This window comes from Dyadobacter sediminis (assembly GCF_005860765.1).
GTDB classification, from domain to species: domain Bacteria; phylum Bacteroidota; class Bacteroidia; order Cytophagales; family Spirosomataceae; genus Dyadobacter; species Dyadobacter sediminis.
Window position 1 is genome coordinate 334,221 of sequence record NZ_VCEI01000021.1, and the last position, 26,998, is coordinate 361,218.

23 protein-coding genes are annotated in these 26,998 nt (G+C 46.1%); 12 read left to right on the forward strand and 11 right to left on the reverse strand.

Translation table 11 applies throughout. The features are described from left to right. Window positions 1-11: 11 nt before the first annotated feature. Entirely contained in the window at window positions 12-1,010 is a 999-nt protein-coding gene (tsaD, locus tag FEM55_RS08640; RefSeq protein ID WP_138280937.1) for a tRNA (adenosine(37)-N6)-threonylcarbamoyltransferase complex transferase subunit TsaD, read from the reverse strand. Window positions 1,011-1,080: 70 nt separating this feature from the next. Here tsaD and FEM55_RS08645 point away from each other — a divergent pair, with 70 nt between their 5' ends. Then, window positions 1,081-5,673, forward strand: coding sequence for a translocation/assembly module TamB domain-containing protein (locus FEM55_RS08645; protein ID WP_138280938.1), 4,593 nt, complete (start codon window positions 1,081-1,083; stop codon window positions 5,671-5,673). A gap of 28 nt (window positions 5,674-5,701) precedes the next feature. Here FEM55_RS08645 and FEM55_RS08650 read toward each other — a convergent pair whose 3' ends face one another. Continuing rightward, window positions 5,702-6,115, reverse strand: coding sequence for a hypothetical protein (locus FEM55_RS08650; RefSeq protein WP_229209165.1), 414 nt, complete (start codon window positions 6,113-6,115; stop codon window positions 5,702-5,704). Between the two features lie 247 nt (window positions 6,116-6,362). Here FEM55_RS08650 and FEM55_RS08655 point away from each other — a divergent pair, with 247 nt between their 5' ends. From FEM55_RS08655 to pafA (FEM55_RS08665), 3 genes are all read left to right on the forward strand, one after another. Next, window positions 6,363-9,119 (forward strand): M16 family metallopeptidase, encoded by a 2,757-nt coding sequence (locus tag FEM55_RS08655; RefSeq protein WP_138281645.1) that lies wholly within the window; start codon window positions 6,363-6,365, stop codon window positions 9,117-9,119. A gap of 127 nt (window positions 9,120-9,246) precedes the next feature. Beyond that, window positions 9,247-10,917: an alkaline phosphatase PafA gene (pafA, locus tag FEM55_RS08660; protein ID WP_138280939.1), complete on the forward strand. Its 1,671-nt coding sequence runs from the start codon at window positions 9,247-9,249 to the stop codon at window positions 10,915-10,917. A gap of 67 nt (window positions 10,918-10,984) precedes the next feature. Beyond that, window positions 10,985-12,640 carry an alkaline phosphatase PafA gene (pafA, locus tag FEM55_RS08665; protein WP_138280940.1) on the forward strand — a complete coding sequence of 552 codons (1,656 nt, stop codon included), beginning with the start codon at window positions 10,985-10,987 and terminating at the stop codon, window positions 12,638-12,640. An 82-nt stretch (window positions 12,641-12,722) separates the two neighbouring features. Here the strand turns inward: pafA (FEM55_RS08665) and FEM55_RS08670 are convergent, their stop codons facing one another. The 3 genes from FEM55_RS08670 to FEM55_RS08680 form a co-directional block, all read right to left on the reverse strand. Then, window positions 12,723-13,157 (reverse strand): NfeD family protein, encoded by a 435-nt coding sequence (locus tag FEM55_RS08670; protein ID WP_138280941.1) that lies wholly within the window; start codon window positions 13,155-13,157, stop codon window positions 12,723-12,725. 1 nt (window position 13,158) lies between these two features. After that, the gene (locus FEM55_RS08675) at window positions 13,159-14,091 is read right to left on the reverse strand and encodes an SPFH domain-containing protein (protein ID WP_138280942.1); all 933 of its coding nucleotides are present in this window, start codon (window positions 14,089-14,091) and stop codon (window positions 13,159-13,161) included. Window positions 14,092-14,214: 123 nt separating this feature from the next. Then, window positions 14,215-15,381, reverse strand: coding sequence for an acyl-CoA dehydrogenase family protein (locus FEM55_RS08680; protein WP_138280943.1), 1,167 nt, complete (start codon window positions 15,379-15,381; stop codon window positions 14,215-14,217). A gap of 211 nt (window positions 15,382-15,592) precedes the next feature. On the opposite strand from FEM55_RS08680, the gene FEM55_RS08685 reads away from it, so the two are divergent. Then, window positions 15,593-16,930, forward strand: a complete 1,338-nt coding sequence (locus FEM55_RS08685) for a UDP-glucose dehydrogenase family protein (RefSeq protein WP_138280944.1) — start codon at window positions 15,593-15,595, stop codon at window positions 16,928-16,930. A 12-nt stretch (window positions 16,931-16,942) separates the two neighbouring features. Beyond that, window positions 16,943-17,935, forward strand: a complete 993-nt coding sequence (locus FEM55_RS08690) for a UDP-glucuronic acid decarboxylase family protein (RefSeq protein WP_138280945.1) — start codon at window positions 16,943-16,945, stop codon at window positions 17,933-17,935. A gap of 65 nt (window positions 17,936-18,000) precedes the next feature. Here the strand turns inward: FEM55_RS08690 and frr are convergent, their stop codons facing one another. The 4 genes from frr to dusB form a co-directional block, all read right to left on the reverse strand. After that, window positions 18,001-18,561 (reverse strand): ribosome recycling factor, encoded by a 561-nt coding sequence (gene frr / locus FEM55_RS08695; protein ID WP_138280946.1) that lies wholly within the window; start codon window positions 18,559-18,561, stop codon window positions 18,001-18,003. 26 nt (window positions 18,562-18,587) lie between these two features. Then, entirely contained in the window at window positions 18,588-19,307 is a 720-nt protein-coding gene (pyrH, locus tag FEM55_RS08700; RefSeq protein WP_138280947.1) for a UMP kinase, read from the reverse strand. Between the two features lie 64 nt (window positions 19,308-19,371). Continuing rightward, window positions 19,372-19,905 carry an acyl-CoA carboxylase biotin carboxyl carrier protein subunit gene (locus FEM55_RS08705; protein WP_138280948.1) on the reverse strand — a complete coding sequence of 178 codons (534 nt, stop codon included), beginning with the start codon at window positions 19,903-19,905 and terminating at the stop codon, window positions 19,372-19,374. Further along, window positions 19,899-20,888 (reverse strand): tRNA dihydrouridine synthase DusB, encoded by a 990-nt coding sequence (gene dusB, locus FEM55_RS08710; protein ID WP_138280949.1) that lies wholly within the window; start codon window positions 20,886-20,888, stop codon window positions 19,899-19,901. Before dusB ends, FEM55_RS08705 begins: the two co-directional genes overlap by 7 nt. Window positions 20,889-21,005: 117 nt before the next feature. On the opposite strand from dusB, the gene FEM55_RS08715 reads away from it, so the two are divergent. The 4 genes from FEM55_RS08715 to FEM55_RS08730 all read left to right on the forward strand — a co-directional run bounded on the left by FEM55_RS08715 (window position 21,006) and on the right by FEM55_RS08730 (window position 23,936). Continuing rightward, complete coding sequence (locus FEM55_RS08715; protein WP_138280950.1) at window positions 21,006-21,968, forward strand: CPBP family intramembrane glutamic endopeptidase; 963 nt, start codon at window positions 21,006-21,008, stop codon at window positions 21,966-21,968. Between the two features lie 22 nt (window positions 21,969-21,990). Further along, window positions 21,991-22,212: a putative signal transducing protein gene (locus FEM55_RS08720; RefSeq protein WP_138280951.1), complete on the forward strand. Its 222-nt coding sequence runs from the start codon at window positions 21,991-21,993 to the stop codon at window positions 22,210-22,212. Next, window positions 22,184-23,017, forward strand: a complete 834-nt coding sequence (locus FEM55_RS08725) for a phosphatidate cytidylyltransferase (RefSeq protein ID WP_138280952.1) — start codon at window positions 22,184-22,186, stop codon at window positions 23,015-23,017. Before FEM55_RS08720 ends, FEM55_RS08725 begins: the two co-directional genes overlap by 29 nt. 172 nt (window positions 23,018-23,189) lie before the next feature. Then, a complete protein-coding gene (locus tag FEM55_RS08730; RefSeq protein ID WP_138280953.1) occupies window positions 23,190-23,936 on the forward strand; it encodes a carboxypeptidase-like regulatory domain-containing protein in 747 nt (248 codons plus the stop codon). Here the strand turns inward: FEM55_RS08730 and FEM55_RS08735 are convergent. Next, complete coding sequence (locus tag FEM55_RS08735; RefSeq protein ID WP_138280954.1) at window positions 23,933-24,757, reverse strand: UDP-2,3-diacylglucosamine diphosphatase; 825 nt, start codon at window positions 24,755-24,757, stop codon at window positions 23,933-23,935. The genes FEM55_RS08730 and FEM55_RS08735 overlap by 4 nt on opposite strands. Before the next feature lie 130 nt (window positions 24,758-24,887). Here FEM55_RS08735 and FEM55_RS08740 point away from each other — a divergent pair, with 130 nt between their 5' ends. Continuing rightward, window positions 24,888-25,625: a hypothetical protein gene (locus FEM55_RS08740; protein ID WP_229209166.1), complete on the forward strand. Its 738-nt coding sequence runs from the start codon at window positions 24,888-24,890 to the stop codon at window positions 25,623-25,625. Between the two features lie 45 nt (window positions 25,626-25,670). On the opposite strand, the gene FEM55_RS08745 is transcribed toward FEM55_RS08740, so the two are convergent. Next, a complete protein-coding gene (locus FEM55_RS08745) occupies window positions 25,671-26,180 on the reverse strand; it encodes a DUF4494 domain-containing protein (protein ID WP_138280955.1) in 510 nt (169 codons plus the stop codon). A gap of 145 nt (window positions 26,181-26,325) precedes the next feature. Here FEM55_RS08745 and FEM55_RS08750 point away from each other — a divergent pair, with 145 nt between their 5' ends. Further along, window positions 26,326-26,958 carry a hypothetical protein gene (locus tag FEM55_RS08750; protein ID WP_138280956.1) on the forward strand — a complete coding sequence of 211 codons (633 nt, stop codon included), beginning with the start codon at window positions 26,326-26,328 and terminating at the stop codon, window positions 26,956-26,958. Window positions 26,959-26,998 lie beyond the last annotated feature (40 nt).

Consider the following 26,998-nt stretch of genomic DNA (forward strand, 5'->3'; position numbering starts at 1 on the left):
GCTGCTTTGCTTTAAAAATCCATTCGGGCCATCGGACTGACGGTCTGATCGCTGAAATCGTTTTCCAAAAATTTATAATGTGCCGCCACGGCAATCATGGCGGCATTGTCCGTACAATATTCAAATGCCGGAACGAAAACTTTCCAGTTCATTTTTTCACCCAGTTCCTGTAAGGATTTCCGCAGGCCGGAATTCGCGGAAACGCCGCCGGCAACGGCAATCTCGGCAATGCCTGTTTCCTTTGCAGCTTTTTTAAGTTTCTTTAAAAGAATATCAATCAATGTAAACTGAATGCTTGCACAAATATCCGGCAAGTTCTGCTGGATAAAATCAGGATTTTCCCGTACGCGCTTCTGAAGGAAATACATAAATGAAGTCTTGATGCCGCTGAATGAAAAATCCAGCCCCGGCATTTCCGGAAGCGGAAAGGGAAATGCATGCGGGTTTCCGGTAGCAGCATACTTATCGATCAACGGCCCGCCGGGATAAGGAAGGTCCAGCAATTTGGCCGTTTTGTCAAAAGCCTCGCCAACGGCATCATCTTTGGTTTCTCCGATAATCTCCATTTGCAAAGGCGCAGTAATTTTTACAATTTGAGTATGTCCGCCGCTTACGGTAAGGCACAAAAAAGGAAAGGAAGGTTTCGGCTCATCAATAAAATGCGCCATAACGTGCGCCTGCATGTGATTTACGGCAATCAGCGGAATGTTGAGCCCGAGCGCCATGGATTTTGCAAAGGAAGTTCCGACCAGTAAAGCACCCAATAAACCCGGTCCCTTTGTAAAAGCAATGGCATCCAGGTCTTTTTTTGTTACTTTTGCATCATTCAATGCTTTATCCACAACCGGTAAAATATGTTGTTGATGAGCCCGCGAAGCCAGTTCAGGGACAACACCGCCATATTGTGTGTGAATGAGTTGCGTGGCAACAACATTGGAGCAGATTTTCCCGTTAGTTATTACGGCTGCGGACGTTTCGTCGCAAGACGATTCAATGGCGAGGATGTTCATACGAATGAAAATATTCCCAAATTTAAGCAATTAACAATAAGATAAGCAGTTTCCTGCTGCGAAGCCGTATATGTTGAAATTCCTGAAGGCTTTTGGCAATGGTTTGATCGTCGTAATCATCTTCGCGCTGCTCGCGCTGGGAATTGCTACCATTGCCCTTCAGCTGCCTTCTGTTCAGACCTGGGCAGTTCAGACTGCCGCCAGCAACATTTCCCGGAAACTCGGTTATCCGATAACAATCCAGAAGGTCAATATCAAGTGGTTTGATGTGGTTTCGCTGGAAGGGATTTCGGTCAAAGACTCCAGTCAGGCGCAAATGATCGATGTCGGCAGGATTGACGTTAACCTGGATATTAATACTATCATCGACAATGCTTCCAGACAGATTTATCTGGATGAAGTTAATTTGTTTCAGCCGAATGTTCATCTTGCGGTCGTTCCGGAAACGGGTTCGCTGAATATGGACGGATTTATTGCCAGCATCAACCGGCTTACCGCACCTGCCGTCCCCAAACCGGCCAACGCTCCGGAAAACAACATTCCCTTTATTATCGGAAAATCAAAAATCATTGACGGTACTTTTCACTACAACGATCCGCGCAAGAAGCGTGACCGGAATGCCAGAAGTTTTGATTATTCCCATTTTGAGCTGAACAAGCTGAACGGCGAGCTGAAAAATTTCCTGCTTCAGGGTGACACCATTGTGTTTTCTGCAAGAAACCTGAAAGCAATTGACAGGCAAACCAAACTGGAAATTCACAATCTGGATACGCGTTTCCTCTTTTGCCAGAAAAAAATGGAGCTTAAAGAACTGGAAGCGAACATCGGGAATTCCTTGCTGAAAGACGAGATTATCTTTTATTACAACCGCTCCGGCGAACTGGGCGATTTCAATCATAAAGTGCGGATGAAAGGTCATCTGACAGGAAGCCGCATCAGTTCCAGAGATCTGGGTTTATTTTCGGGTTATGTGGACCGGCTTCACGAAACGTGGCACATATCCGGAAATTTTAACGGGAAAGTGGATGATTTCATGCTTTCCAATACGGATCTGTATTTTGGAAAAGGAAGCCGTATTGTCGGCGACCTTGGCTTTAAAGGGCTTCCTGAAATCGAAGGTGTGAAAATGGATATCCGTTTGTCACTTTCCAAAATCAATCCGCTGGATCTGGTTCAGTATTATCCGGAATGGAAAGAACATCAGACCTTGCAGAAATTTGGTCTTACTTTGCTGGACGGCACTTTCAAGGGAACACTGGACGATTTCGTGATCAATGCCAATTCTTCTTCTAGCCTCGGCAAGCTTTCCGGAAACCTGGATTTTCATATCGCAGATGCCCGGACCACGACTTACTCAGGCGAAGTGAAAACGGCCGGTTTTGAGCTCGGAACATTGCTGGATCAGAAAGAAACATGGCAGGAACTGGACTTTGAAGGAAAGGTTTCAGGCAAGGGCCTTGAACTGCAGTTTGCTTCCGCTGATATGAATGCGCTTGTACGGCGTGTCGGCTTCAGAAATTACGATTATACCAGCATCCGGCTGGACGGCAATCTTCAGAATCAGTATTTTAACGGACAGGTCAATGTGAAGGACAGTAACTTTGTCGTAAATCTGGAAGGAGAATTTGACTTGTCCAAACCCCGGAATTCATTTGATGTTCAGGGTGTAATTGAAAGAGCAAATCTGAAAGAACTGGGTTTTGTGAAAGAGCAGGTTACGTTAAGAACCCAGCTGAACATAAATCTTTCCGGCAATACAGTGGATGAACTTACCGGAGACGCCAAATTGCTGAATACTTACCTTTTAATGACCAATCAGGAAAGAAACCTGGTTATGGACACGCTGGTTTTTTCCTCCATTCAGCAGCTTGACAAGCGTACGCTTCAGCTTGAAAGCGAGTTCCTTACTGCAAAGGCCGAAGGAAATTTTCTGCCGACAGAAGCCTGGAAAGATATAAGCCGCGTGCTGGAAGAATATAAACTTTACTTCTTTGAAAATGAGGCAAACAGGAATGAATATTACGCACGCAAACCCGTTGAATCTGTCAAGCGCTATCAGATAGATTATGAAGTGGAATCCAGAAATCTTTCCAGGTTCCTGGCGTTTCTCAGTCCGGATATTTATGTTTCCAGAGGTGCGAAAGCGGAAGGGACTTTCAAGATGGATAATACGGCTTTCCTGACATTCAATGCCGTATCCGATACTTTGCAGTATGGGACAAACCAGTTTGTAAAATCGGAAGTGGATGTGACGACTTCCAAATTTGTAAACAGTGCCGAAGTTCTGGCGTCTGTTCTTGTCACTTCGGAGCAGCAGCAGATCAGCGTGCTGGTGCCTACGGAAAAGCTGGAACTGGAAGGAACCTGGGACGTTGACCATATTGATTTTAACGGCGCCATTCATCAGGCTAAAAGTACGAATCTGGCGAATCTGGCAGGAGAAATCCGGTTTTTGCCGGCCGGGCTTGATATCGGATTTACGAATTCAAAGCTTAATCTGCTGGATGAAGTATGGAATGTGCCTGCTGAAAGTCTTATTTCCATTGTCGGAAAAAGCGTTACGTTTTCAAATGTCGGTTTTGTCAGCGGCAAACAAAGGATTTTCCTGAGCGGAACAGCTTCCGACGATCCTGAAAAAAGCCTGACGCTGGACGTGAAAAACTTCAGACTCGGGAGCCTCAATCCGGTTTTCAATACGCAGCTTGCGGGAATCATGGACGGAACGGCCAGGATCAGAGATATTTACAACAGCGCCATGCTGGATGCGGGTTTCAACATAGAAAGTCTTGGCTACGGCCAGTACGAATTCGGGAATTTGTCGGGAACGAGCGACTGGGACCCTGTAACCAGCGAGCTGCAGATTGACGCTCAGTTGAGCAAAAATGCAAGGAGGGTTTTTAACCTGACCGGCGCTTACCGCCCCAAGCTGGCTGCCAATACGCTGAACCTCAAAGCTATTTTTAACCATATTGATTTCAAGTCGCTCGAACCTTTTACCGAAGGTCTGGTGTCCGATATCAGCGGAAGCGCGCAGGGAACGGTTCTGATCAAAGGCATTGTGAATGCGCCGGTTCTGGAAGGATCTTTGATGGTGGAAAACGGCCGGATGAAGTTCGATTATCTTCAGTCTGTTTTTACATTCAGTGACAAAATCAATTTTACGGAAAGTGAAATTACGGCCAGTAACATTTTACTGACCGATGCGGACGGAAATACGGCAACGGTCCGGGGCGGTGTTTATCATGACGGTTTCAAATATTTTTCGCTTGGTTTCAGTGCGGATCTTCAGAACTTTAAAATCCTGAATACAACAGCGCAGGATAACGATACTTTTTACGGAACGGCCTATGTAACAGGGCCAGTTAGTGTTTTCGGGCCGATTGACAACCTGAACATTGAAGCAAACGTTACAAGCAACAAGAATACGAGAATTTACATTCCGCTCGACGGAGCCACTGAAGTAGCTACGCAGGATTATATACAATTCGTAAGCAAAATGCCGGTTCGGGACAGCACAGGCATGAGTGCGGGCGATTCTGTGTTTCGCGAGCAGGTTTCCGGCGGGATCAAAATGGATTTCAACTTCAATCTTACGCCGGATGCAACCTGCGAAATCATATTTGACCGGCAGACGGGCGATATCATCCGCGGCAACGGAAGCGGAAGGCTCAACCTGAACATTGATACCGAAGGCGATTTCACCATGGCCGGAACGTATGAAATTGAAAAAGGAGAGTACAACTTTACGCTTCAGAATGTGATCAGCAAGAAGTTCAGCATCAAGCCGGGAAGCAGGATCGTGTGGTCCGGCGATCCTTACGGTGCCCAGCTGGATGTAAAGGCAGGTTACACGCAACTCGTTTCTCTGGTCGGCGTTCTTCCGAATACCGGTTCCGTAAATACAACTGGAAATGATGTACTATCGAGGCGTTATCCTGTGGAAGTAACCATCGGCTTGTCAGAAGGCCTGATGTCGCCGTCCATACATTATGATCTCAGAATTCTTGATAATCCATCACTTAGCAATTACCGCGGACAACTCGAGGCATTTCAGAACAAACTGAAATCGGATGAGCAGGAATTAAGCCGTCAGGTCAGCAGCTTGCTGGTGGTTAATCAGCTGCTTCCGGAAAGCAGTCTGGCTACGATCGGCGGGCAAAGTTTTCTGGGAAGCAGCATCAGCGAGCTTGTTTCCAATCAGATCAGCCGCTGGGCTTCGGGAATCAATGAAAATCTGGAAGTCGGCGTTTCCGGGCTTTCGCTGGATCAGAATGCATTGACGAATCTTCAGCTGCGTTTTTCCTATCGTTTTCTGAATGACCGTTTCAGGGTAACAAGGGACGGGCGTTTTGCATCGGGAACGCAGGCCGGAACCACGCAGTACGACGCGGCCAGTCTGCTCGGCGAATGGACGCTGGAATACTGGCTGAACCGCAACGGGTCTGTGCGTGTAAAAGCATACAACCGCAATATTCAGAATCCGTTTTCACTTAATAACACAGTGACTACAGGCGGTGTAAGCATGCAGTTTACGCACAGTTTCAACCGCTTTACACCGATGCCGAAGCCAGAGGTGAAAATACCATACACGGTTACGCCGGATTCTGTTCGTCAGGATACGTCCGGGAAGAAGCTGCTGACTACTAAAGGGGCAATGCGTTAGAAGTAAAAAGCAGCATGTAAAAAGTAATTTATTCGCCCCGATATCTGACGGCAAGGCCGCTCAGGACGTAGCCTTCATTTTTCACACTTGTATAATACTTGTATTTGACATTAATGATGGCGTCCGCTCCGATTTTTTGTGCTTTGATAACCAGCCGGGCCGTCAGCAGTTCTTTGGTTTTTGCGTCATTTCCTCTGTACATCATTCTTTTATCCTGTGTCTGACGATTCGTCAGCGAGTCCTCACTGCTTATTTCCACGATCCCGATTTCTGAATACGGCCTTTCCAACGGCTGGTTGTCATACAGCAGTTCTATGGGATATTTGGTGTTGGTGGAAATAGGAATACCGCCGCCTGCGCAGCCGAAAAGCATACATCCGGCAAGTAGTGCAAAAAACAGGCCTGAAATTTTACCTGAAAAAATCATCTTTACTGAAGTCATAATAGATTGAACTGTGATACTGATTTAAGAATTCCTGCTGATCTGAAAATTTCTGCTGCCCGTAACCCGTACGAAGCGGAGCCTCGGGAATGTTGCGCTTCCATTTATTTTGCCATTTATCATGAAGTTATTGTTAAATGAGCTAAACAACGCTATTTTCATGAGCTTAATATGTAAACAAATTCATTGTGATATGGTCATAAGTTTTAAAAGTATCAAAGCGGTTCAGCGATCGGCAACGGTTGGTATGCTGTTCACGTCTCTTTTGGTAACGCCTTTGTTTTCGCAGGATTTGCCGAAAGGTGTGAAAAAAAACACTTCCGTAGAAGGAATTACCGAGTACAGCCTTGAAAACGGTTTGAAAGTGCTGATGTTTCCTGATCCTTCCAAACCGACCATTACCGTAAATGTAACCTATCTGGTTGGTTCGCGGCACGAAGGATACGGGGAAACCGGAATGGCGCATTTGCTGGAACACATGGTTTTCAAAGGCTCGCCCAAGCACCCGAACATTCCGCAGGAACTCACCGAGCACGGTGCCCGCCCGAACGGCACGACATGGTATGACCGTACCAACTATTTTGAAACTTTTTCGGCAACGGAAGAGAACCTCAAATGGGCGCTTGACCTGGAATCCGACCGGATGGTGAATTCCTTTATTGCCAAGAAAGATCTGGAGAGCGAATTCAGCGTGGTACGCAATGAATTTGAATCCGGCGAAAACAGTCCTTTCCGCGTATTGATGGAACGCGTAATTTCCGGCGCTTACTTGTGGCATAACTACGGGAAATCAACCATCGGGAACCGTTCCGACATTGAAAAAGTGCCTATCGAAAATTTACAGGCTTTTTACAGGAAATTTTACCAGCCCGACAACGCGGTACTGACCGTTGCAGGAAAGATCGACGAGCCGAAAACGCTGGCCATGATCAATGAATATTTTGGCAAAATCGCCAGACCTGCGCGCGTGCTGCCCACATCGTACACGAAGGAGCCAACCCAGGACGGCGAACGTTTTGTGGAACTGAAAAGAACCGGCGACGTACAGATGCTCATGGCTTTGTATCATATTATGCCGGGTTCTCACGCGGATTATCCTGCGATGGAAGTGCTCACAGAATTGCTCAGTACGGAGCCGAACGGGAAACTTTACAAAAATCTGGTCAATACCAAAAAGGCATCTTCCGAATTCGGGTACAGCTTTCAGTTGTATGATCCGGGGTTTGTGCTGTTTGGTGCAGAAGTGCTGAAAGAAAAATCAATTGACGAGGCAAGGCAGGCATTCGTGGCAACACTCGATTCTGCGGCTTTGGTAAAGCCCTCTGCAGAAGATGTGGAAAGGGCCAAAACCACAATCCTTAAAAACTGGGATCTGGAATTCCGGAACTCGGAACGTGTGGGACTCAGCATCAGCGAAGCCATTGCGACCGGCGACTGGCGTCTGGCTTTTCTTTTCCGCGACAACATCCGCAAAGTAACTGCCGATGACGTTTACAGGGTGGCACAATATTATTTCAAACCGTCCAACCGTACGCTCGGAACATTTGTTCCGGAAGCTACGCCGGTAAGAGCCGAAATCCCGGACGCGCCGAAAATTGAAGAGCTTGTGAAAAATTACAAAGGGGAAGCCGTTGTAGCCGAAGGCGAAGCGTTTGATCCTTCGCCCATGAACGTGGAAAGCCGGACTACGCGCACCGAAAAACCGAATGCCATTGAGACGGCATTGCTGCCTAAGAAAACGCGCGGCAATGTGGTCGCGGCGAGGATTACGCTCCGTTATGGCGATGAAAAAAGCCTGATGAACAAAGCGGCCATATCGGACCTTACGGGTTCCATGCTGGACAAAGGAACAAAAACCAAAACCCGCCAGCAACTGAAAGACGAGTTTGACAAACTGAAAGCGCGGGTCAGCTTTTTCGGAGCCGGCAATCAGGCCGGAGCCAATATTGAAACGACCAAAGAGAACCTTCCGGCCGTTATGAAACTGGTGGCCGAAGTACTGAAAACGCCTGCGTTCGATGAAAGTGAATTTGAAAAACTGAAACAGGAAGAACTGGCCGGCATCGAATCGCAAAGAAGCGAGCCGCAAGCGATTGCGATCAATCAATACCGCCGCATTGTTTCGCCTTACCCGAAAAGCGATGTCCGTTATGTCGGTACGTTTGATGAAGATGTGGAAAATATCAAATTAGCGACCATTGATCAGATCCGTCAGTTTCACAAGGATTTTTACGGAGCCAACAATGCCTCGGCAACCGTAGTCGGTGATTTTGACAAAGCTGCAATCCAGAAAATCATTACAGATGAATTCGGCAGCTGGAAAAGTGCCAAGCCGTTTACCCGCATTGCGTCGCCGTATCAGCCTGTAAAAGCAGAAAACAAGGCAGTGGAAACGCCGGACAAGGCCAATGCCATGTTCGTAGCCGGTTTCAATATGCCGCTGCAAGATACGGACCCGGAATATCCGGCTTTGGTTATGGCCAATTATATGCTCGGAGGCGGATTCCTTAACTCACGTCTCGCAACACGGATCAGGCAGAAAGAAGGGCTTAGTTATGGCGTAGGCTCGCAGTTTTCGGCAAGTTCACTGGATAAGAACGGCTCGTTTATGTCGTATGCAATCTATGCGCCGGAAAATGCCGAGAAACTGGAAGCGGCTTTTAAAGAAGAAATAGAAAAAACGCTGAAAGAAGGTTTTACCGCAGAAGAGCTGAAAGCGGCACGATCGGGTTATCTGCAGTCCCGCCAGGTTGCAAGGTCGCAGGATGCTTCGCTGACCAATACGCTGACCAATAACCTGTACCTGAACCGGACAATGCAATGGGATGCAGATTTTGAAAAGAAAATAGAAGCTTTAACGCCTGAGCAAATCAAATCTGCGGTTAACAAATACATTGATTACAGTAAATTCGTCATCATCAAGGCGGGAGATTTCGCAAAAACCAAAAAAGGTGCTCCGGCTGCTACTGCACCGGCACCTTTGGGTGGAAGCGAGAAAAAATAATAGTAGCATAAAATCAATCAGGAAAACCGGATGCAAATTGCAGTCCGGTTTTCTGCTGTTATAAGGTAGCACATCTTTATATTTGCCCATTATTCCTGATGAATCCTTTTCCTGTAAATTATCAAAAATGAAATTCATACCGAACCTGTTTTTAAAATTACTGGCTGCCGGGATGCTTCTAAGCTATTCCGCGTACAGTCAGTCCAGATTAAAAACCGCCGAAACCTCCAGACTGGCCCGCCCGAAACTGGTGGTAGGCATTGTAGTGGACCAAATGCGCTACGATTACCTTTACCGCTATTACGACAAGTACAGGGAAGGCGGTCTGAAAAGGCTCATGAATGAAGGTTTTAACTGCCGGAACAATCATTATCATTATGCACTGACCGTAACGGCTGCCGGACATTCGGCCGTGTATACCGGTTCCCTTCCGGCCATTAACGGCATTATCGGAAACGACTGGTACGACAGAAAAGCAGGAAAAAATGTGTACTGCACGGAAGACAGCACCGTAGCCACGGTCGGAAGCAATAACGTAACGGTTGGGAAAATGTCGCCGCGCAATCTGTTGACGAGCACCGTTACGGATCAGCTTCGGATTGCGACCAATTTCCGCTCCAAAACAGTAGGCGTTGCAATTAAGGACCGTGCTTCCATTCTGCCGGCAGGACATGCGGCGAACGGCGCATACTGGTTTGATTCCCGTACCGGAAACTTTGTGACAAGTACGTATTACATGGAGTCACTGCCTGCGTGGGCAACAGAATACAACAATAAAAAAATGCCTGCCGAATACCTCAGACGCGGCTGGAATCTGCTTTTGCCCATTGATCAATACACACAAAGTACGCCGGACGATGTGGCCTGGGAAGGAACGCTATCGGGCGCTGCAAAGCCTGTGTTCCCGCATGAACTGATCGGGACGGCCGGTGATGCTTATGGTGTGATTACTACTTCGCCATGGGGAAACACGCTGACGAAAGAAATGGCCATTGCTGCGATCAAGGGTGAAAATCTGGGCAAAGGAGCGGATACGGATTTTCTGGCCATCAGTTTTTCAACACCGGACCGGATCGGACATGCATTCGGCCCTAATTCCATTGAACAGGAGGATAATTATCTGAAACTGGATATGGAGTTTGCCGATTTGTTCACTTTTCTTGACAGCTGGACCGGAAAAGGAAACTATACCGTTTTCCTCACTGCCGACCATGGTGCGATGGACGTTCCGGCATTCTGGCAGGAACATAAGCTGCCGGCAGGATTAATGAATTCGACTACGCTGACGAGAGCCGTTGTAAAATCGCTGAACGACGCATTCGGCGAAGGCGAATATGTTTCAGCTTTTGAAAATTATCAGATTTACCTGAATAAAAAACTGCTTGCCGAAAAGAAAGTCAGTGTGGACGAGGCCTGGCAGGTTTTGCGGAAAGCACTGCTTCCGATGAACGGTGTTGCGGATATTATCAATCTCAATAACATCGGAAACGCACCGCTGAATACGTATCAGCTTGAAATGTACAAAAACAACATCAATGCCAAACGAAGCGGCGACCTGCAGATGATCGTTCAGCCGGGCTGGTTTGCAGGTTCTTACGGAACCGGAACAGATCATGGCACGCCTTACAACTACGATACGCACGTTCCTTTTCTGCTCTATGGCTGGGGCGTGAAAAAAGGTGAAACACTCCGCAGAACTACAATTGCGGACATTGCGCCAACGGTTTCGTCCTTGCTGCATATACTGCCACCCAGCGGAAACGTAGGCAATGCCGTGGAAGAAGCTTTAAGTAAATAACTGAATTTCCCCTTGCGAACCGGTTTTCAGCCAATGCAAGGTTTTGTTTTATTAAAATTCCTGAACAGTGAGAAAAATCTCTTTAAGCGTACTTTGTCTGTTACTGACTGCTTTCGGCCATGCGCAGACAGCCAAAAAAGGCACACCGAAAAGTACCGTACTTGCCCGTCCCAAACTGGTTGTCGGCATCGTGGTCGATCAGATGCGCTATGATTATCTGTACCGTTATTATGACCAGTACGGAGAAGGCGGTTTCAAGCGGCTGATGAACGAAGGATTCAATTGCCGGAACAATCATTACAGCTATGCACTTACGGTTACAGCTGCCGGGCATGCCAGCGTCTATACCGGATCCATTCCGGCCGTTAACGGAATTATCGGAAACGAATGGTTTGATCCGATAACCAAAAAAGAAGTTTACTGCGTGGAAGATAGTACGGTGACAACAGTTGGCAGCAATAATTCCAGCGTAGGGAAAATGTCGCCGAAAAATATGCTGACAAGCACTGTAACGGACCAGCTCAGGATTGCTACCAACTTCCGTTCCAAAACAATCGGTGTTGCGATCAAGGACAGAGGTTCTATTCTGCCTGCCGGGCATTCCGCGAATGCCGCTTACTGGTTTGATTCCAAAACCGGAAACTGGGTAAGCAGTACTTATTATATGAACGAGCTTCCCAAATGGGCAAAAGACTATAATGCCAAAAAGATGCCTTCGGCCTATTTACAGAAAGGCTGGCAGCTGCTATTAAGTGCCGATGCCTATACACAAAGTTCGCAGGATGATGTTGCCTGGGAAGGAAAGCTGCCGGGTTCTTCCAAACCTGTTTTCCCTTATGAACTGGCCGGTTTGTCGGGAGATGCTTTCGGTGTGGTTACGGAAACGCCGTGGGGAAATACGATTACAAAGGAAATGGCCATTGAAGCGGTAAAAGGGGAGAATCTGGGTAAAGGAAAAGAAACGGATTTTCTGGCTATCAGTTTTTCTTCCACGGATAAAATCGGGCACCGTTCCGGACCGAACTCCATAGAACAGCAGGACGATTTCATCCGGCTTGACCGCGAATTTGCCGACCTGTTCAGTTTTCTGGACGGCTGGGTTGGAAAAGGCGAATACACCGTTTTTCTTACGGCCGATCATGGCGTTGTGGATGTGCCGGGCTTTGCAGCCGAGCACAAGCTTCCGTCCGGCATCGTAAACAGAAAGGTTGTCAATGCTGCTGTAAACGAAGCGTTGAGCAAAGCTTTTGGCAAAGAATCCTACATTTTAGCAACGGATAACAATCAGCTTTACTTTGATCATGAACTGATGAAAAAGAAGAAGATTACAATTAGTGCGGCAGTAGAAGTTATTCGAGAGGCTGTGCTGCAAATTCCCGGAATGGCTGATATTATTGATCTGACCGATATGGGAAAAGCACCGCTGAATACGTATCAGCTCGAATTGTACAAGAATAACGTGAATGCAAAACGCAGCGGTGACATTCAGATTATTACGCAGCCGGGATGGTTTTATGGCACCTCTACAGGAACTTCGCACGGAACGCCGTACAATTACGATACGCAGGTGCCGTTTGTACTTTATGGCTGGGGAATAAACAAAGGTGAGACGCTGCGCCGTACTTCGGTTTCCGACATTGCGCCTACAATTTCTTCACTGCTGCATATTCTTCCCGGAAGCGGCAACATCGGAAATGCTGTGGAAGAAGCATTGAAAAAGTAGTATTCGGATAACTTTCGAAAAAGAAATACGCTGCATTGCCGGAATGGTTCCGGCAATGCAGCGTATTTTGTTATAGCTTGTTTCAGGATTCTTCCACGATGAGGATAATGCCGTTTGTCCGCATGATAACGACTTTGCTTCCGGCAGAAATGGAGCTGTGGTTAAAAGCAGTTGCTTTCCATTCGGCGCCGCGGTAATAAATTTTTCCTTCGCCGTTCACAGGAATGTCCTTGATGACCAGTGCCGTTTCGCCTACAAATTCGCTGTATTCAGGACTTGATCTTCTATCGAGCAGCCTGCGGGCATGTTTTCGCAAAAGCAGCAGGGAACTCAGCGAAATCAGTGAAAATGCAATGATCTGGCTTTCAATGTCGGGAAACAGGCCGATTGCCGTCAATAATGATGTGAGCAATGCGCCGGATGCAAAAAATACAAACACCAGCATTACGCTTACCAATTCTGCTACGAGCATAATCAGTCCCACAATGAGCCATATTTGCGGCAAAGACAAGTCCATACTATTTCTTTCTTTCGGGGTTAATAACTGGCCGGTCCGATTTGACCACTGTTAATGCCGTAGCAATAAGTGAGCCGATATCGGTTAGATTGGCCGGTAAAATCAATGTATTTCCGGTTTTTGCCAATTTACCAAATTGTTCCACATAATTTTCCGCTACTTTCAGCTGCACTGCTTCCAGACCGCCGTCTTTCTGTATCGCTTCCGCCACGAGCCGGATGCTGTCTGCTGTTGCTTCGGCAACCGAACGCAGAGCGGCGGCTTCACCTTCCGCTTCATTGATCTGCCTTAACCGCAAACCTTCCGATTCCAGCACGACCTTCTGTTTTTGTCCTTCGGCAACGTTAATTGCAGCCTGTTTTTCTCCGTCGGATTGCAGAATTACCGCACGCCGTTCCCGTTCGGCCTGCATCTGTTTTTCCATGGCGTTCAGTACGCTTTGCGGCGGTGTGATGTTTTTGATTTCGTAACGTAAAACTTTCACGCCCCAGCCGATGGCCGCTTCATCAATGGATTCCACAACGGCTCGGTTAATCGTCATCCGTTCCTCAAAAGTTTTGTCAAGATCCAGTTTTCCGATTTCACTCCGCATGGTTGTCTGGGCAAGCTGGATAACGGCAAAAGTATAATCGGCAATGCCGTAGGCAGCTTTTTTCGGATCAATAACCTGAATAAAAATAACGCCGTCCATACGCACTTGAACATTGTCGCGTGTAATGCAAATCTGTTCGGGAATGTCAATCGCAATTTCTTTGAGTGTGTATTTGTAAGCGATTCTGTCAAAAAAAGGAATAATGAAATTGATACCGGGCTGCAATACGGCGTAAAATTTTCCAAGACGTTCCAGTATATATGCATTTTGTTGCGGAACGACTTTAACGGTCATTAAAATGGTGAGAACGACAAGAACAAGCAGTATTATAAGTGGTGTCATAGCAAGTAAGTTTGATGTACAGGACGAAAGTAACCATACAAGAACTTGCTTCCAATAACTCTTTTATCAGCGTGAGGTTAAACTTGCCTGCCGGTTTATGAAGGGGATGAATGGAAAAAGATATCAATCTTTTAATATTTCTTTTGAAATAACCATTTTTTGAATCTCGCTGGTGCCTTCTCCGATGGTGCAGAGCTTGCTGTCACGATAAAATTTTTCAACCGGATAATCTTTTACAAAACCATATCCGCCAAAAATCTGAACGGCTTCATTGGCAACTCTTACGGCTGTTTCGGATGCATGATACTTGGCCACGGAACTGGAAAGCGTTACTTTTTTGCCTGCATCTTTCAGTTCAGCAGCATGAAAAGTCAGCAAAGTGGAAGCCTGAATATCCGTATACATGTCCGCCAGCTTGAATGCAATGGCCTGAAAATCACAAATGGATTTACCAAACTGCTTTCTTTCCCTGGAGTATGCAAGTGCCGCCTCATAAGCGCCCAGTGCCGTTCCGACGCTCAGTGCAGCAATGGAGATCCGGCCGCCGTCAAGAACTTTTAAAGACTCGATAAAACCGTCGCCCACTTGCCCGATCCGGTGCGTATCCGGAACAATGCAATCCTGAAAAATAAGTTCCACCGTTTCGGAAGCCCGCATGCCCAGTTTGTCTTCCTTCCTGCCGCATGTAAATCCCGGTGTACCCTGCGGAATGATAAAAGCAGTGGCGCCATGTTTGTCGCCGGGCTCGCCGGTTCTGGCTATGACCACAGTAATCCCGGCACTTTTTCCATTGGTAATAAAGTTTTTGGAGCCGTTAATAACCCAGTTGTCGCCCTCTTTAACGGCAACGGTACGCATGTTTCCGGCATCCGATCCGGTATTGGGTTCGGTAAGTCCCCATGCACCGAGCGAGCGGCCGCTGGCAAGTTGCGGAAGATACATGCGTTTCTGTTCCGCGTTGCCGAACATGTAGATGTGATTTGTACACAAGGAATTATGTGCAGCCATCGACAAGCCTGCGGAGGGATCTGTTTTTGCCAGTTCAATAATTGCCGTTACATATTCCTTGTATCCTAGGCCCGCTCCGCCAAATTCTTCGGGAACGAGCATGCCCATCAGGCCAAGTTCGCCCAGCTGATGAAACAGTTCTTTTGGAAACTGCTGTTCTTCATCCCACTTCCGGATATTGGGTTTTAGGTTAAGGGCAGCAAACTGGCGTATGGTCTCTTTGATCAGCGTACAGGTTTCTTCCCGCTCACTTTGTGCTGAATCCGGATTTACTGTTTCCATAATTCCCGGTGTTTACATTTAATTTACTTAATGTTAGCAAAAAATCAAGATATTTCTCTTATCAGTAACGAACAAATACGAGGCGGAGCGGTGAAGATTCGTATAAAAAAATTACATTTGCTGATGTCTTAACACACGGGACTTGGTTAAATACAATTCTTTAACCTGAACGATGAAGTTCCGTAACAACTATATTATAATTATCACATTTATGAAAATTGCAGTTGTAGGAACAGGTTATGTTGGTTTGGTTACAGGCACCTGTTTTGCCGAAACGGGCAATCAGGTAACCTGCGTTGACATTGATGTCAGAAAAATCGAACGTTTGCAAAAGGGCGAAATCCCTATTTATGAGCCGGGCCTTGATGTGCTTTTTCACCGGAACGTGGAAGAAGGCCGTTTGCTGTTTACGACGAATCTGGCTGAGGGCATTAAAGATGCGGAAGTCATTTTCCTTGCGTTGCCGACGCCTCCGGGCGAGGACGGTTCAGCGGATCTGAAGTACATTCTGAAAGTAGCGGATGATCTTGGCCATATCCTGGACAAATACGCGGTTGTAATTGATAAAAGCACCGTTCCGGTTGGCACAGCTGAAAAAGTACGTGCTGCCATTGCAAAAAACGCCAAAGTTGAATTTGACGTAGTTTCCAATCCTGAATTTTTGAGAGAAGGCGTCGCGGTTGAGGATTTCATGAAGCCGGACCGGGTTGTAGTCGGAACTACTTCTGAAAAGGCAAAAAAGGTGATGGAAAAGCTTTATGCTCCGCTGGTCAGACAAGGAAATCCGGTGATTTTCATGGACGAGCGTTCTGCCGAGATGACCAAATACGCAGCCAATTCATTCCTGGCAATGAAAATTACGTTCATGAATGAAATTGCGAATCTTTGTGAAAAAGTAGGTGCCAATGTAGATGATATCCGCCGCGGTATTGGTACGGACAGCCGGATCGGCAAGCGTTTTCTTTTTGCAGGAATCGGTTATGGCGGAAGCTGTTTTCCGAAAGATGTTCAGGCCCTAGCAAAAACATCCAACGATTTCAACTATGATTTCCGCATCCTGAAATCCGTTATGGATGTAAACTATGATCAGAAGAAAAAACTTCTGCCGATGGTCGAAAACTACTTTGAAGGAAGTCTGAAAGATAAAACCATAGCGGTCTGGGGACTGGCGTTCAAGCCGTATACCGATGATATCCGCGAAGCTCCGGCGCTTGAAAATATTGAAGCATTGCTGGAAGCCGGTGCCAAAGTAACCGTTTATGATCCAGAAGCCATGAATAATGTAAAAGGCATTCTTGGTGATAAAGTAACATTCTGTCATACGCCGTATGCCGCGCTGGACGACGCAGACGCACTGATGATATTTACCGAATGGCCTCAATTCCGCACACCTGAATTTGAAAAGATGGGTAAACTGTTGAAGAACAAAGTAATTTTTGACGGAAGAAACCTGTATGAACTGGATCAGATGCGTGAAATAGGCTATACCTATTACAGCATCGGACGGGAAAAGGTGGTTCCGGCTGGTGAAAATCAACATTCAATCTAATCTATCTTATTCATGAAACGTGTACTTATAACCGGGGCAGCAGGATTTTTGGGTTCGCACCTTTGCGAACGGTTTTTAAAGGAAGGCATGTATGTGATCGCAATGGATAACCTGATTACAGGTGATATGCGGAACATTGAACATCTGATGCCTAATCCCAATTTTGAATTTAACCATCATGATGTAACCAAATACGTGCATGTTCCGGGCGAACTGGATTACATCATGCACTTTGCATCTCCGGCCAGCCCGATCGATTACCTTAAAATCCCGATTCAGACGCTGAAAGTAGGAGCGATGGGAACGCATAACCTGCTTGGACTTGCGCGCGTCAAAAAAGCACGTTTTATCATTGCTTCCACATCCGAAGTGTATGGCGATCCGCTTGTGCATCCGCAAACCGAAGATTACTGGGGACACGTGAATCCGATCGGGCCGCGCGGCTGCTATGACGAGGCAAAACGTTATCAGGAAGCCATTACCATGGCTTATCACCGGTATCACGATCTGGAAACACGCATTGTACGGATTTTTAATACATATGGTCCCAGAATGCGCCTCAATGACGGACGTGTATTGCCGGCATTCATCGGACAAGCTTTGCGCGGTGAAGATATTACGGTATTCGGCGACGGTTCGCAAACACGTTCATTCTGCTATGTTGACGATCTTGTTGAAGGAATTTACCGCCTGCTTTTAAGCGATTATGCATTGCCTGTGAACATCGGAAATCCTTCCGAAATCACAATCGGGGAATTTGCCGAAGAAATTATCAAACTGACCGGAACAGACCAGAAAGTGGTTTACAAGCCGCTTCCGCAGGATGATCCCAAGCAAAGACAACCGGATATCACCAAAGCAAAGGAAATTCTGGGCTGGGAACCGAAAGTTTCCCGTCAGGAAGGTTTACAGATAACTTACGATTATTTCCGCAACTTGCCGAAAGACAGGTTGTATGAAGAAACCAATCACCGGGGCTTCGAAGGATTCAGCCATGTGAAATAAATCATAGCATTATCAATAAAAAAACCCGCAGATGCGGGTTTTTTTATTGAAAGAAAATCTGAAAGTTAAACTTCCATAATCTCTTTTTCCTTTGCAGAAAAAATCTGTTCTACTTTGGAAATAAAACCGTCGGTCAGTTTCTGAACACGGTCTTCACTTACTTTTACCAGATCTTCCGCAACGCCTTCTTTGGTCAGCTTGCGCAGCGAATTATTGGCATCCTGACGAATGTTACGGATGTTGATCTTGGCCGTTTCAATTTCGTTTTTTGCACGTTTTACAAGCTCTCTGCGCCGTTCTTCGTTCAGCGGCGGAACAGAAATCCGGATCATTTCACCATCATTGGAAGGTGCAAAACCCAGGTTGCCATTGCGAATGGCTTTTTCTATATCATTAATGATTTTTCTTTCGAAAGGCTTGATGGCAATCGTCCTTGCGTCCGGCGTATTGATGGTGGCCACGTTCTGCAAAGGCGTCATGGAGCCGTAATATTCAATCTGAAGACCTTCCAGCATCTGGGGCGAAGCTTTTCCTGCCCGAATTTTTCCCAGTTCTATAATAAGGTGTTTGATGGCACCTTCCATAGTATCTTTGGCATCTTCAAGATATAATTCTATTTCTTCCATTGTTTATAAAAGATAGTATATTTCCGTTAATTCGATATCAGCGTTCCGACTTCTTCTCCCATCACCAGATCATACAGATTGCCGGGTTTGTTCATATCGAAAACAATGATCGGGACATTATTTTCCTTGCAAAGCGTGAAAGCAGTCAGGTCCATAATCTTGAGATTTCTGGACAGCGCCTCATCGAAAGTCAGTTGGCTGTATTTGGTTGCGAGCGGATCTTTTTCCGGATCTGCCGTATAAACTCCGTCCACGCGCGTTCCTTTTAGAACCACTTCCGACTCGGATTCAATGGCGCGAAGGCCGGCGGTTGTATCCGTTGTAAAATAAGGATTTCCCGTTCCTGCGCCGAAAATAACAACACGTCCTTTTTCAAGGTGGCGGATTGCACGGCGGCGAATCAGCGGCTCGCAAACCTGCTCCATTTTGATGGCCGACATCAGCCTTGTGTTCATGCCGTGCTTTTCAAGCGAACTCTGGATTGCCATTCCGTTGATGACCGTGGCCAGCATGCCCATATGATCGCCCTGAACTCTGTCAATCCCGGATTTTTCTACAGATGCGCCGCGAAAAATATTTCCCCCACCGATTACAATGGCAACCTGAACGCCGACTTCTGTAATTCTTTTGATTTCCCGGGCATAGTTATCGAGAATGTTGAAATCAATAACCTGGGCTTTATCGCCGCCATTAAGAGCTTCTCCGCTGAGTTTGAGTAATAAACGTTTGTATACTGGTTCGGGCATGATTATAGATATAGGTGTTTTCGTCCGTAAAAATAAGCGTAGGAAGTCAAGATAAACAAGTTATTTATTGAAACTCGAGCAATACCTGATTTTTTTCAACCGTTTCGCCTGCCGCTACTTTCAATGTTTTTACCGTTCCGCTTCCGGAGGAGCGGATTGCGTTTTCCATTTTCATCGCCACCAGCACCAGCAGCGTATCGCCTTTGCTGATTATATCGCCTTCAGAAACCGCAACGGACTGGATCAATCCGGGCATGGGCGCCTTGATGTTGTTCAGTTTCTGGGCTGTACTGTTCTGAAGTCCCATTCCTTCCAGAAGCAAATCCAGCTGATTTTTCGTTTTGGTATAATAATGCTGGCCGTTGATCAGCAAATGGACCGATTTCTCCTGCGCGTTGACTTCAAGTACTTCCACGCTATACGATTTGTTATTTCGGATAACGTGAAATTTGTTCCGGCCCAGCTCAGCAATGTCCCCGTCGAACTGCTCGCTTCCGACAAACCATTTGTCTTTCCGGTTGCTTATTTCAAAGGAATTTTCGGAGGAAAGTTCGCTGTTTTCCTGGAACGGACTTTCGGAGACATTGATTTTCAGCATACGGCTTCACTGTATTCATGAATAATTTCGTTCAGTATGCCGTCCAGTTCTTCAAATGTCATTCCTTCCACCAGACGCATGCGGAACGGCTTGAAGTGTTCCAGCCCTTTAAAATAATTGGTATAATGCCTGCGCATTTCAAAAACGCCGGCAACGGGCCCTTTCCAGCGAATTGAAAATTCCAGATGTTTCCTGCACACTTCCACACGCTGCTGCATGGTTGGCGGCGCAAGTTTTTCACCGGTTTTCATAAAATGCTTGATTTCGTTAAAAATCCACGGGTTTCCGATCGTAGCACGGCCGATCATGATGCCGTCCACGCCAAAGCGGTTTTTATATTCCAGTGCCTTTTCCGGCGTATCCACATCGCCATTCCCGAAAATCGGGATCGTTATGCGCGGGTTGTCCTTGATTTTTGCAATCAGAGTCCAGTCTGCCGAGCCTTTGTACATTTGCACGCGGGTTCTGCCATGAATGGAAAGTGCCTTGATGCCGATATCCTGCAAACGTTCGGCAACTTCCTGCACATTCTTTGTATTTTCATCCCAGCCAAGCCGGGTTTTTACCGTTACGGGCAAATGCGTGGATTTTATAACGGCTTCGGTCATTTTCACCATTTTCGGGACATCCTGCAGCAACGCAGCGCCGGCTCCGCGGCAGGCCACATTCTTGACCGGGCAGCCATAATTGATATCGATAAGATCCGGGTTTACGCGGGATGCAATTTCTGCACACGAGCCCATTGTTTCAACATCACTGCCGAACAGCTGAATGCCGACGGGTCTTTCGTATTCAAAAATATCCAGTTTCTGCACACTCTTTGCCGCATCCCGGATAAGCCCTTCGGATGACACGAATTCGGTATACATCAGATCGGCCCCGTTTTCCTTGCATACAGCGCGGAAAGGCGGATCGCTTACGTCTTCCATCGGTGCCAGAAGCAGCGGAAAGTCGCTCAGTTCTATATTTCCTATTTTAACCATTTCGGCAAGACTAATGTCGGTTAAACTTCCAAACGTGGGTTTAAACCCTTTATAATACGTTCTACTTGTTCACTCCGTATTTTTAAATTGATAATAAACCGTAAATTTACACCAATTATGCAAAATAGTAATCCAGTCCCGGCAGTTTCCCGTGTGCCCGGCACCATGGGCAGTTTATTGGTTTTAATCGGTTTTGTGCTGATCGGAATGGCTGTGGGAAACATGCTGGCGGTGATGTTGCTGGCCGTTTACAAGTCGGCCGGTGTGGAAAGCATTGCCGTGCTGCTGAACAAACTGATTTCTGACCCTGCGAATGTTTCCAACGGATGGAATGCATTGATGATCCTGCAGGGAACCGTTCACTTTTTCTCCTATCTTTTGCCTTCGCTGGTTTACTGGTTTTATATCGAACGCAGAACGCTTCGTCAGTTTGATTTCAGGGAAAAGCCGGCTGCCGGAGTCTGGCTTCTGGCATTTCTGCTTGTGCTGGTTTTTATTCCGGTCAACAGCAAGTTTATTGAATGGAATGCCGCCATGAAACTGCCCGATACGTTCTCCGGACTGGAACTGTGGATGCGTGAGAAAGAAGATCAGCTGGCAGTGATGACGGGTTTTCTGACCAATTTCAAACAGTTCGGTCAGTTGCTGATTGCCTTGTTCGTGGTCGTGCTGCTGCCGGCAGTAGGCGAGGAAGTGCTTTTTCGCGGAATCATTCAGACCAAGCTTTTTCAGCACTGGGGAAATATACATCTTGCCATTTGGACGGCAGCTGCCATTTTCAGCGCCATCCATTTTCAGTTTTACGGATTCCTTCCGCGCATGATGCTCGGCGCATTGTTCGGGTATTTGTATTTCTGGACCGGAAATTTAAGGATCGCCGTACTGGCGCATTTTGTGAACAACGGGTTTGTACTGGTCATGGTGTATCTGCACAATATCGGCATTGTCAAAACGAACATTGAAGAAACCAAATCAATGCCTGCCATGCTGGTGCTGGTTTCATTGATTCTTTCTGCTGGTATACTTCTGTTAATAAAAAAATCGGGTGTTGCCGGAGATATCCGCCGTGCAAGCCTTTAATTAAAATCAAGCAAAAAACTTTATGGCTGAAAACTGGGTAAAGGCATTTCAGAGCGGACGAATGATCCGCGCGGAAATTGCCCGTGAAATACTGGAACAAAATGAGATACCTGCTGTGATCGTGAACCGAAAAGACAGCAGTTACCCGATTTTCGGAACATGTGAGGTTCATGTGCCGGCAAGTGACCTTTTGAAGGCCCAAACAATACTGACGAATGAAGACGCGCTTAGAGAAACTGAGTAATTTACAGCAACGGGCAATTACCGCGCTGGCAGGAGTATTTGTAATTATCAGTTGTATACTTTACAGTGAATTAACCTTTTTACTGCTTTTTTGTACCATCAGTTCATTGACCCAGCTGGAATTTTACAGATTGCTCGGGCTGGACGGAAATCAGCCGCTAACTTATTATGGTACTTTCTGTGGCACAGTAATGATGTTTCTTGCGTACTTGATAGAACAGGACATTGTACCATTCTCAAATTATTTCATTATCAGTCCGCTGCTGTCCATGATATTTTTTATCAAGCTGTATAAAAAGAATGACCTTAAACCTTTTACAAACATCGGGTTTACATTTCTGGGCATTATTTATGTAGCATTGCCTTTTGCTCTGATCATTGTGATGGCGCTGCGGGGCGGAAAATACAATTATGAAATCGTTCTGGGAAGCCTGCTTTTACTCTGGGCGTCGGACATAGGCGGTTATTTTGCCGGTACCAAGTTTGGAAAAAGAAAGTTGTTTGAGCGTATTTCTCCCAAAAAATCGTGGGAAGGCGCCATGGGAAGCGCTGCTTTTGCAGCAGTCATTGCATTTGTACTGGGGTTTTATTTCCGTACCTTCGAACCCTGGAAATGGTACTGCATCGGTGCTATTATTGTGGTGGTCGGGACGTACGGCGACCTTGTCGAGTCACTTTTCAAGCGGAGTATTGCCATTAAGGATTCCGGGACAAGCATACCCGGGCACGGCGGTTTTCTGGACAGGTTTGACGGCCTGCTGCTTTCCGCCCCGTTTATTGTTACCTTTTTAAAGTTATTTTCCTGACAGAAATTGCTTTTTAATCCATACAGGCAATGCATATGCTGCCGGGTCGTTGATTAACCAAGGAACAATTTTTACATACTTTTTTCAACATAGCAGCTGAGAGAAAGTATAATGACAACAACGTTCGAAAGCCGGGGCCTTTATCCGGTTCTCAATTCATAACCCGAAACGAATGAAACGCAGTCTTTTAATATTTTTGGTGCTGGCAGGAATCATGTCTTTTCATGATTTGTATGCGCAGGGTGAACAGAAAGCAATCATATTCTCCGGCGTCGTCGTAGGCGGGAAAACAACCGAGCGGCTGCCGGGTGCCACCATATTTATAGTAAATGCCGGAAGAGGTACGCTGGCCAAAAGTGACGGATCGTTTACAATTCCCGTATTTCCCGGCGACAGCATCATTTTCAGTTATGTCGGTTTCAAAAAGCAGTACCACGTTGTTCCGCGCAGTTACAACTCGGATATTTATTCGGCCATTGTTGCTTTGCGTGAAGATGTTGTAACACTTTCAGGCGTGACCATTTATCCTTATTCTACAGAAGAAGAATTCAAGAAAGCATTCCTTGCGCTGAAACTTCCCGATCAGGCGGATCGGGATGCGCTTGCAAGAAGCACCGATCCGGATTATATCAACAGAATGGCGGCGCAGGTTCCCAACAATGCGCAGACCAACTATCGTTACTCTATGGATCAGCTGATGTTCGGGCGTGAATCGGCGGCGAACAAAGGATTTGCAACCACATTCCCGTTTCTAAACCCTTTTGCATGGGCCAGCTTTATCAAATCGGTTAAAAACGGTGACCTTAAGCAAAAAGAATGGCGCAAAGAGCTGAATGCCGCACCACGTGAAAATATTACCAAACAGGATTTTATTCCGCCGACTCCCGAAAACGATATCAAACGAAACGGCAGCAATTAATTTTTAGTTGCTGCAGCAGAACCTGGATCGAATTTTTCCAGACTCAGGTTTTCTCCGTCAAAAACGGCAAAATGCTGCTGATTGAGCCATTCTCCGAGATTAACATACCTTGAAACGGCATTTACTTTCATGTCCAGCGGAAGATGCCGGTGTCCGAAAATGTAATAATCATGATGCTGTTTCTTTTCCACAGCAAGGCAATACTGAAAAAGCCATTCATGATCTTCACCCAGAAAATACTCTTCTCCTTTATGGTCGTTGGCGCGCCGGCTTCTTTTCGACCATTCCATCGCAATCCAGATTCCGACATCCGGATGCATAAGCCGGAACATGAGCTGGAAAAAGGAATTTTCGAATATTCTTTTCAGAACCTTGTAAGTATTATCGCCAGGCCCGAGCCCGTCGCCGTGGCCAACCAGAATTGTCTTGGTGCTTTTTCCTGAAACAAACGTGTAAGTCACAGGATTACGGAAAATGGTTGCGCCAATTTCATCCGTCAGATAACCGGACATCCACATATCGTGATTGCCGGTGAAAATGACAAGTTCAATGCCTTTGTCGTTCAATTCAGCCAGTTTTCCAAGCAACCGCACAAATCCTTTCGGAACGGCTTTATTGTATTCAAACCAGAAATCAAAAATATCCCCGACCAGAAAAATCATTTGTGCATTGTGCTCGATGGATTCCAGCCATGTAATGATCAGCCTTTCTCTTTCACGGCTTTTGGGCAAAGACGGAACGCCAAGATGGAAATCGGATGAGAAATACACGCAGCGGCCTTCGTGTAATGAAACGGTTCTTTTTTCTGATTTAAAATTCATGCGTTAGTTGCAAATGCCATGCAATTTACAACCTTCCGGTAAATAGCCGTTACAGGCTGAAAGATTGATCGTCGGAATCATGCTAATTAAACCTGCTTTTTCTAGATTGCGCCTTCAAACTAGTTTAACTATGAAAGCAAATTTATTATACTTTTTGTTGTTCCTTATTCCGTTATTACATCAAAAGCAGGTGTTTGCGCAGCCTGCCAAGAAGATTCCTGCCGACAAGCAGCGTTCAGTGCAGTGGAAACCGGAAAAAGGACAATATTATTTCAGCCATTCACTTGTATTTGACTTTGATAACAAGACTGCAAGGACAAAGGGAAAAATCAGGATTTATCTCGATCCGGTCAGCGGGGCCATGTGTTTTCTGAAAGACAGCAGTTTTACACAGAAAGGAAAATCGTTCGATCTGATCATTGGTTTCCCGAATGGAAAATACATGTTTTATAAAACGGATGAGGCCGGGAAAAAAACAAGAACTTCTGAAACCGTAAATGAAATGAAACCGGATGCTGAAACAGTTCTGCAGCGAAAAGAAGATTTTGCAACGTACTGCCTGCCAACGGCTAACAAACGAACCGAATTTGGTCTGGAAAGCATTGAGTATGATCTGGGTTACACAACTTCCGACACGAAGGACAAGATATGGCTTGCCAAAACGCCGTTCAGCATCTATGCGCTTTACGGACTGGAATTTGTAGAAAACGCTGTAAGTATGCCCGTTTCGTTTGATTACATGCATTTGCTGGACGCTGACCGGCTGATAACGGAGTTTAGTTCAAAAGATACTTCTTTCAAACTGATCCGCTTTGGACGTGATCCGTATACTGCAATTACAAAAAGTTATCAGGAGTTAAAAGATTGAAAATCCGTTTTCAGAATGAAAATCCTGAAAACGGACTGGATTATCTTACACGCTTTCGGATTCTGCGCGTTCTGCCATCACTTCGGAAAGCGGGCGCAGATTGGCCGGAATTTCTTCTTCCTGATCTTCTTCGGAAGTATACGGGAATACATCCAGAATCGGCGTAAGCGTAATGTCTGTAACTTCATACGGGATCAGAAAATTGCGCATGCTTTCATTGATCCGGTCCAGTGCCTGCTGGATGCCGTCCGAATTCACAAGCATGTAATTGACGATTTTCTTTTCTTTTCCGCTTTTTTCATCCACTGAAAAGTAAATGACTTTTGCTTTAAACCATTGTTCACCTTCTTCGTAAGCAAAAAGATCTGCAAGGCGCATCCGCGAAATACTGGACACACTGAAATCGCTGGCATCGGTAACAATCTGTTTGTAAAGCCTCGCCTCGGACTCCGTGTAGGAAACGGCATCCACAAGATAAACTTCATTGATTGTTTTCAGACTTCCCGACTCATTCTCCTTTTGATACCGAATTTTCCCTAAATACCAGCTCGCCATATTTATATTTTATTTACAACTGAAAAGTCTGCAAATGTAGATGCTTGCGTCAAAGCCTGCAAAAAATATAGCGACAAAGTAATAATCCGTCAACCGTATATGCGTTCTGATACCTACTGTTTAACTTGCCAAAAAAATTAGGTAAATGAAAAAGAACATCTGGATTTTCGTAATACTGCTTGTAACGGGAACAATGACAGGCTGCGGAGTAGGCCGTCAGGTTTCGGAAGCAAAAACGTTTGGTGAATGCAAATACGACATTGCGTCTGTGGATAGCGTTTATCTCGCCGGAATTGACATCCGGGAATTCCGTAATCTGAAAAGCTTCAACGACTTTGACCTTGCCAGGTATCCCGGACTGGCCATGGGATTGCTCAGGAAAAATTTGCCGCTCGATCTGAGGGTAAATCTGGATATTACCAATCCGACAAACCGCCGCGCCGCCATTAACCAGCTTGAATACAAAGTGCTGTTATCCGACAGCGAGTTGTTTAACGGCTTTTTGAGCCAGCTTATCGAAGTAATGCCCGGAACCGGCAAAACAAGAGTGCCGATAAGACTGAACGCAAACGCATATCAACTGATTTCCGATGATCAGACGCGGGATAAATTCATTAATATGGTTCTGGCGCTGACTGGAAAATCAGATGCAAAGCCGACGAAGTTTACTGTAAAAGTAAAACCGACGCTGGATCTTGCCGGAAAGCAGATCAACTATCCGGGTTATATTACCTTCGAAAAAGAAGTGACCAGCCAGATGCTGACCGGCACACGTTGATACCTGATGCACAGACATGCACTATTTTGAAATTTCTTGC

Coding starts and splice junctions, on each gene's coding strand:
- tsaD (WP_138280937.1), bottom strand. CDS start 1,010: ATGAACATCCTCGCCATTGAATCGTCTTGCGACGAAACGTCCGCAGCC.
- FEM55_RS08645 (WP_138280938.1), top strand. CDS start 1,081: ATGTTGAAATTCCTGAAGGCTTTTGGCAATGGTTTGATCGTCGTAATC.
- FEM55_RS08650 (WP_229209165.1), bottom strand. CDS start 6,115: ATGACTTCAGTAAAGATGATTTTTTCAGGTAAAATTTCAGGCCTGTTT.
- FEM55_RS08655 (WP_138281645.1), top strand. CDS start 6,363: ATGCTGTTCACGTCTCTTTTGGTAACGCCTTTGTTTTCGCAGGATTTG.
- pafA (WP_138280939.1), top strand. CDS start 9,247: ATGAAATTCATACCGAACCTGTTTTTAAAATTACTGGCTGCCGGGATG.
- FEM55_RS08670 (WP_138280941.1), bottom strand. CDS start 13,157: ATGGACTTGTCTTTGCCGCAAATATGGCTCATTGTGGGACTGATTATG.
- FEM55_RS08675 (WP_138280942.1), bottom strand. CDS start 14,091: ATGACACCACTTATAATACTGCTTGTTCTTGTCGTTCTCACCATTTTA.
- FEM55_RS08680 (WP_138280943.1), bottom strand. CDS start 15,381: ATGGAAACAGTAAATCCGGATTCAGCACAAAGTGAGCGGGAAGAAACC.
- FEM55_RS08685 (WP_138280944.1), top strand. CDS start 15,593: ATGAAAATTGCAGTTGTAGGAACAGGTTATGTTGGTTTGGTTACAGGC.
- FEM55_RS08690 (WP_138280945.1), top strand. CDS start 16,943: ATGAAACGTGTACTTATAACCGGGGCAGCAGGATTTTTGGGTTCGCAC.
- frr (WP_138280946.1), bottom strand. CDS start 18,561: ATGGAAGAAATAGAATTATATCTTGAAGATGCCAAAGATACTATGGAA.
- pyrH (WP_138280947.1), bottom strand. CDS start 19,307: ATGCCCGAACCAGTATACAAACGTTTATTACTCAAACTCAGCGGAGAA.
- FEM55_RS08705 (WP_138280948.1), bottom strand. CDS start 19,905: ATGCTGAAAATCAATGTCTCCGAAAGTCCGTTCCAGGAAAACAGCGAA.
- dusB (WP_138280949.1), bottom strand. CDS start 20,888: ATGGTTAAAATAGGAAATATAGAACTGAGCGACTTTCCGCTGCTTCTG.
- FEM55_RS08715 (WP_138280950.1), top strand. CDS start 21,006: ATGCAAAATAGTAATCCAGTCCCGGCAGTTTCCCGTGTGCCCGGCACC.
- FEM55_RS08720 (WP_138280951.1), top strand. CDS start 21,991: ATGGCTGAAAACTGGGTAAAGGCATTTCAGAGCGGACGAATGATCCGC.
- FEM55_RS08725 (WP_138280952.1), top strand. CDS start 22,184: ATGAAGACGCGCTTAGAGAAACTGAGTAATTTACAGCAACGGGCAATT.
- FEM55_RS08730 (WP_138280953.1), top strand. CDS start 23,190: ATGAAACGCAGTCTTTTAATATTTTTGGTGCTGGCAGGAATCATGTCT.
- FEM55_RS08735 (WP_138280954.1), bottom strand. CDS start 24,757: ATGAATTTTAAATCAGAAAAAAGAACCGTTTCATTACACGAAGGCCGC.
- FEM55_RS08740 (WP_229209166.1), top strand. CDS start 24,888: ATGAAAGCAAATTTATTATACTTTTTGTTGTTCCTTATTCCGTTATTA.
- FEM55_RS08745 (WP_138280955.1), bottom strand. CDS start 26,180: ATGGCGAGCTGGTATTTAGGGAAAATTCGGTATCAAAAGGAGAATGAG.
- FEM55_RS08750 (WP_138280956.1), top strand. CDS start 26,326: ATGAAAAAGAACATCTGGATTTTCGTAATACTGCTTGTAACGGGAACA.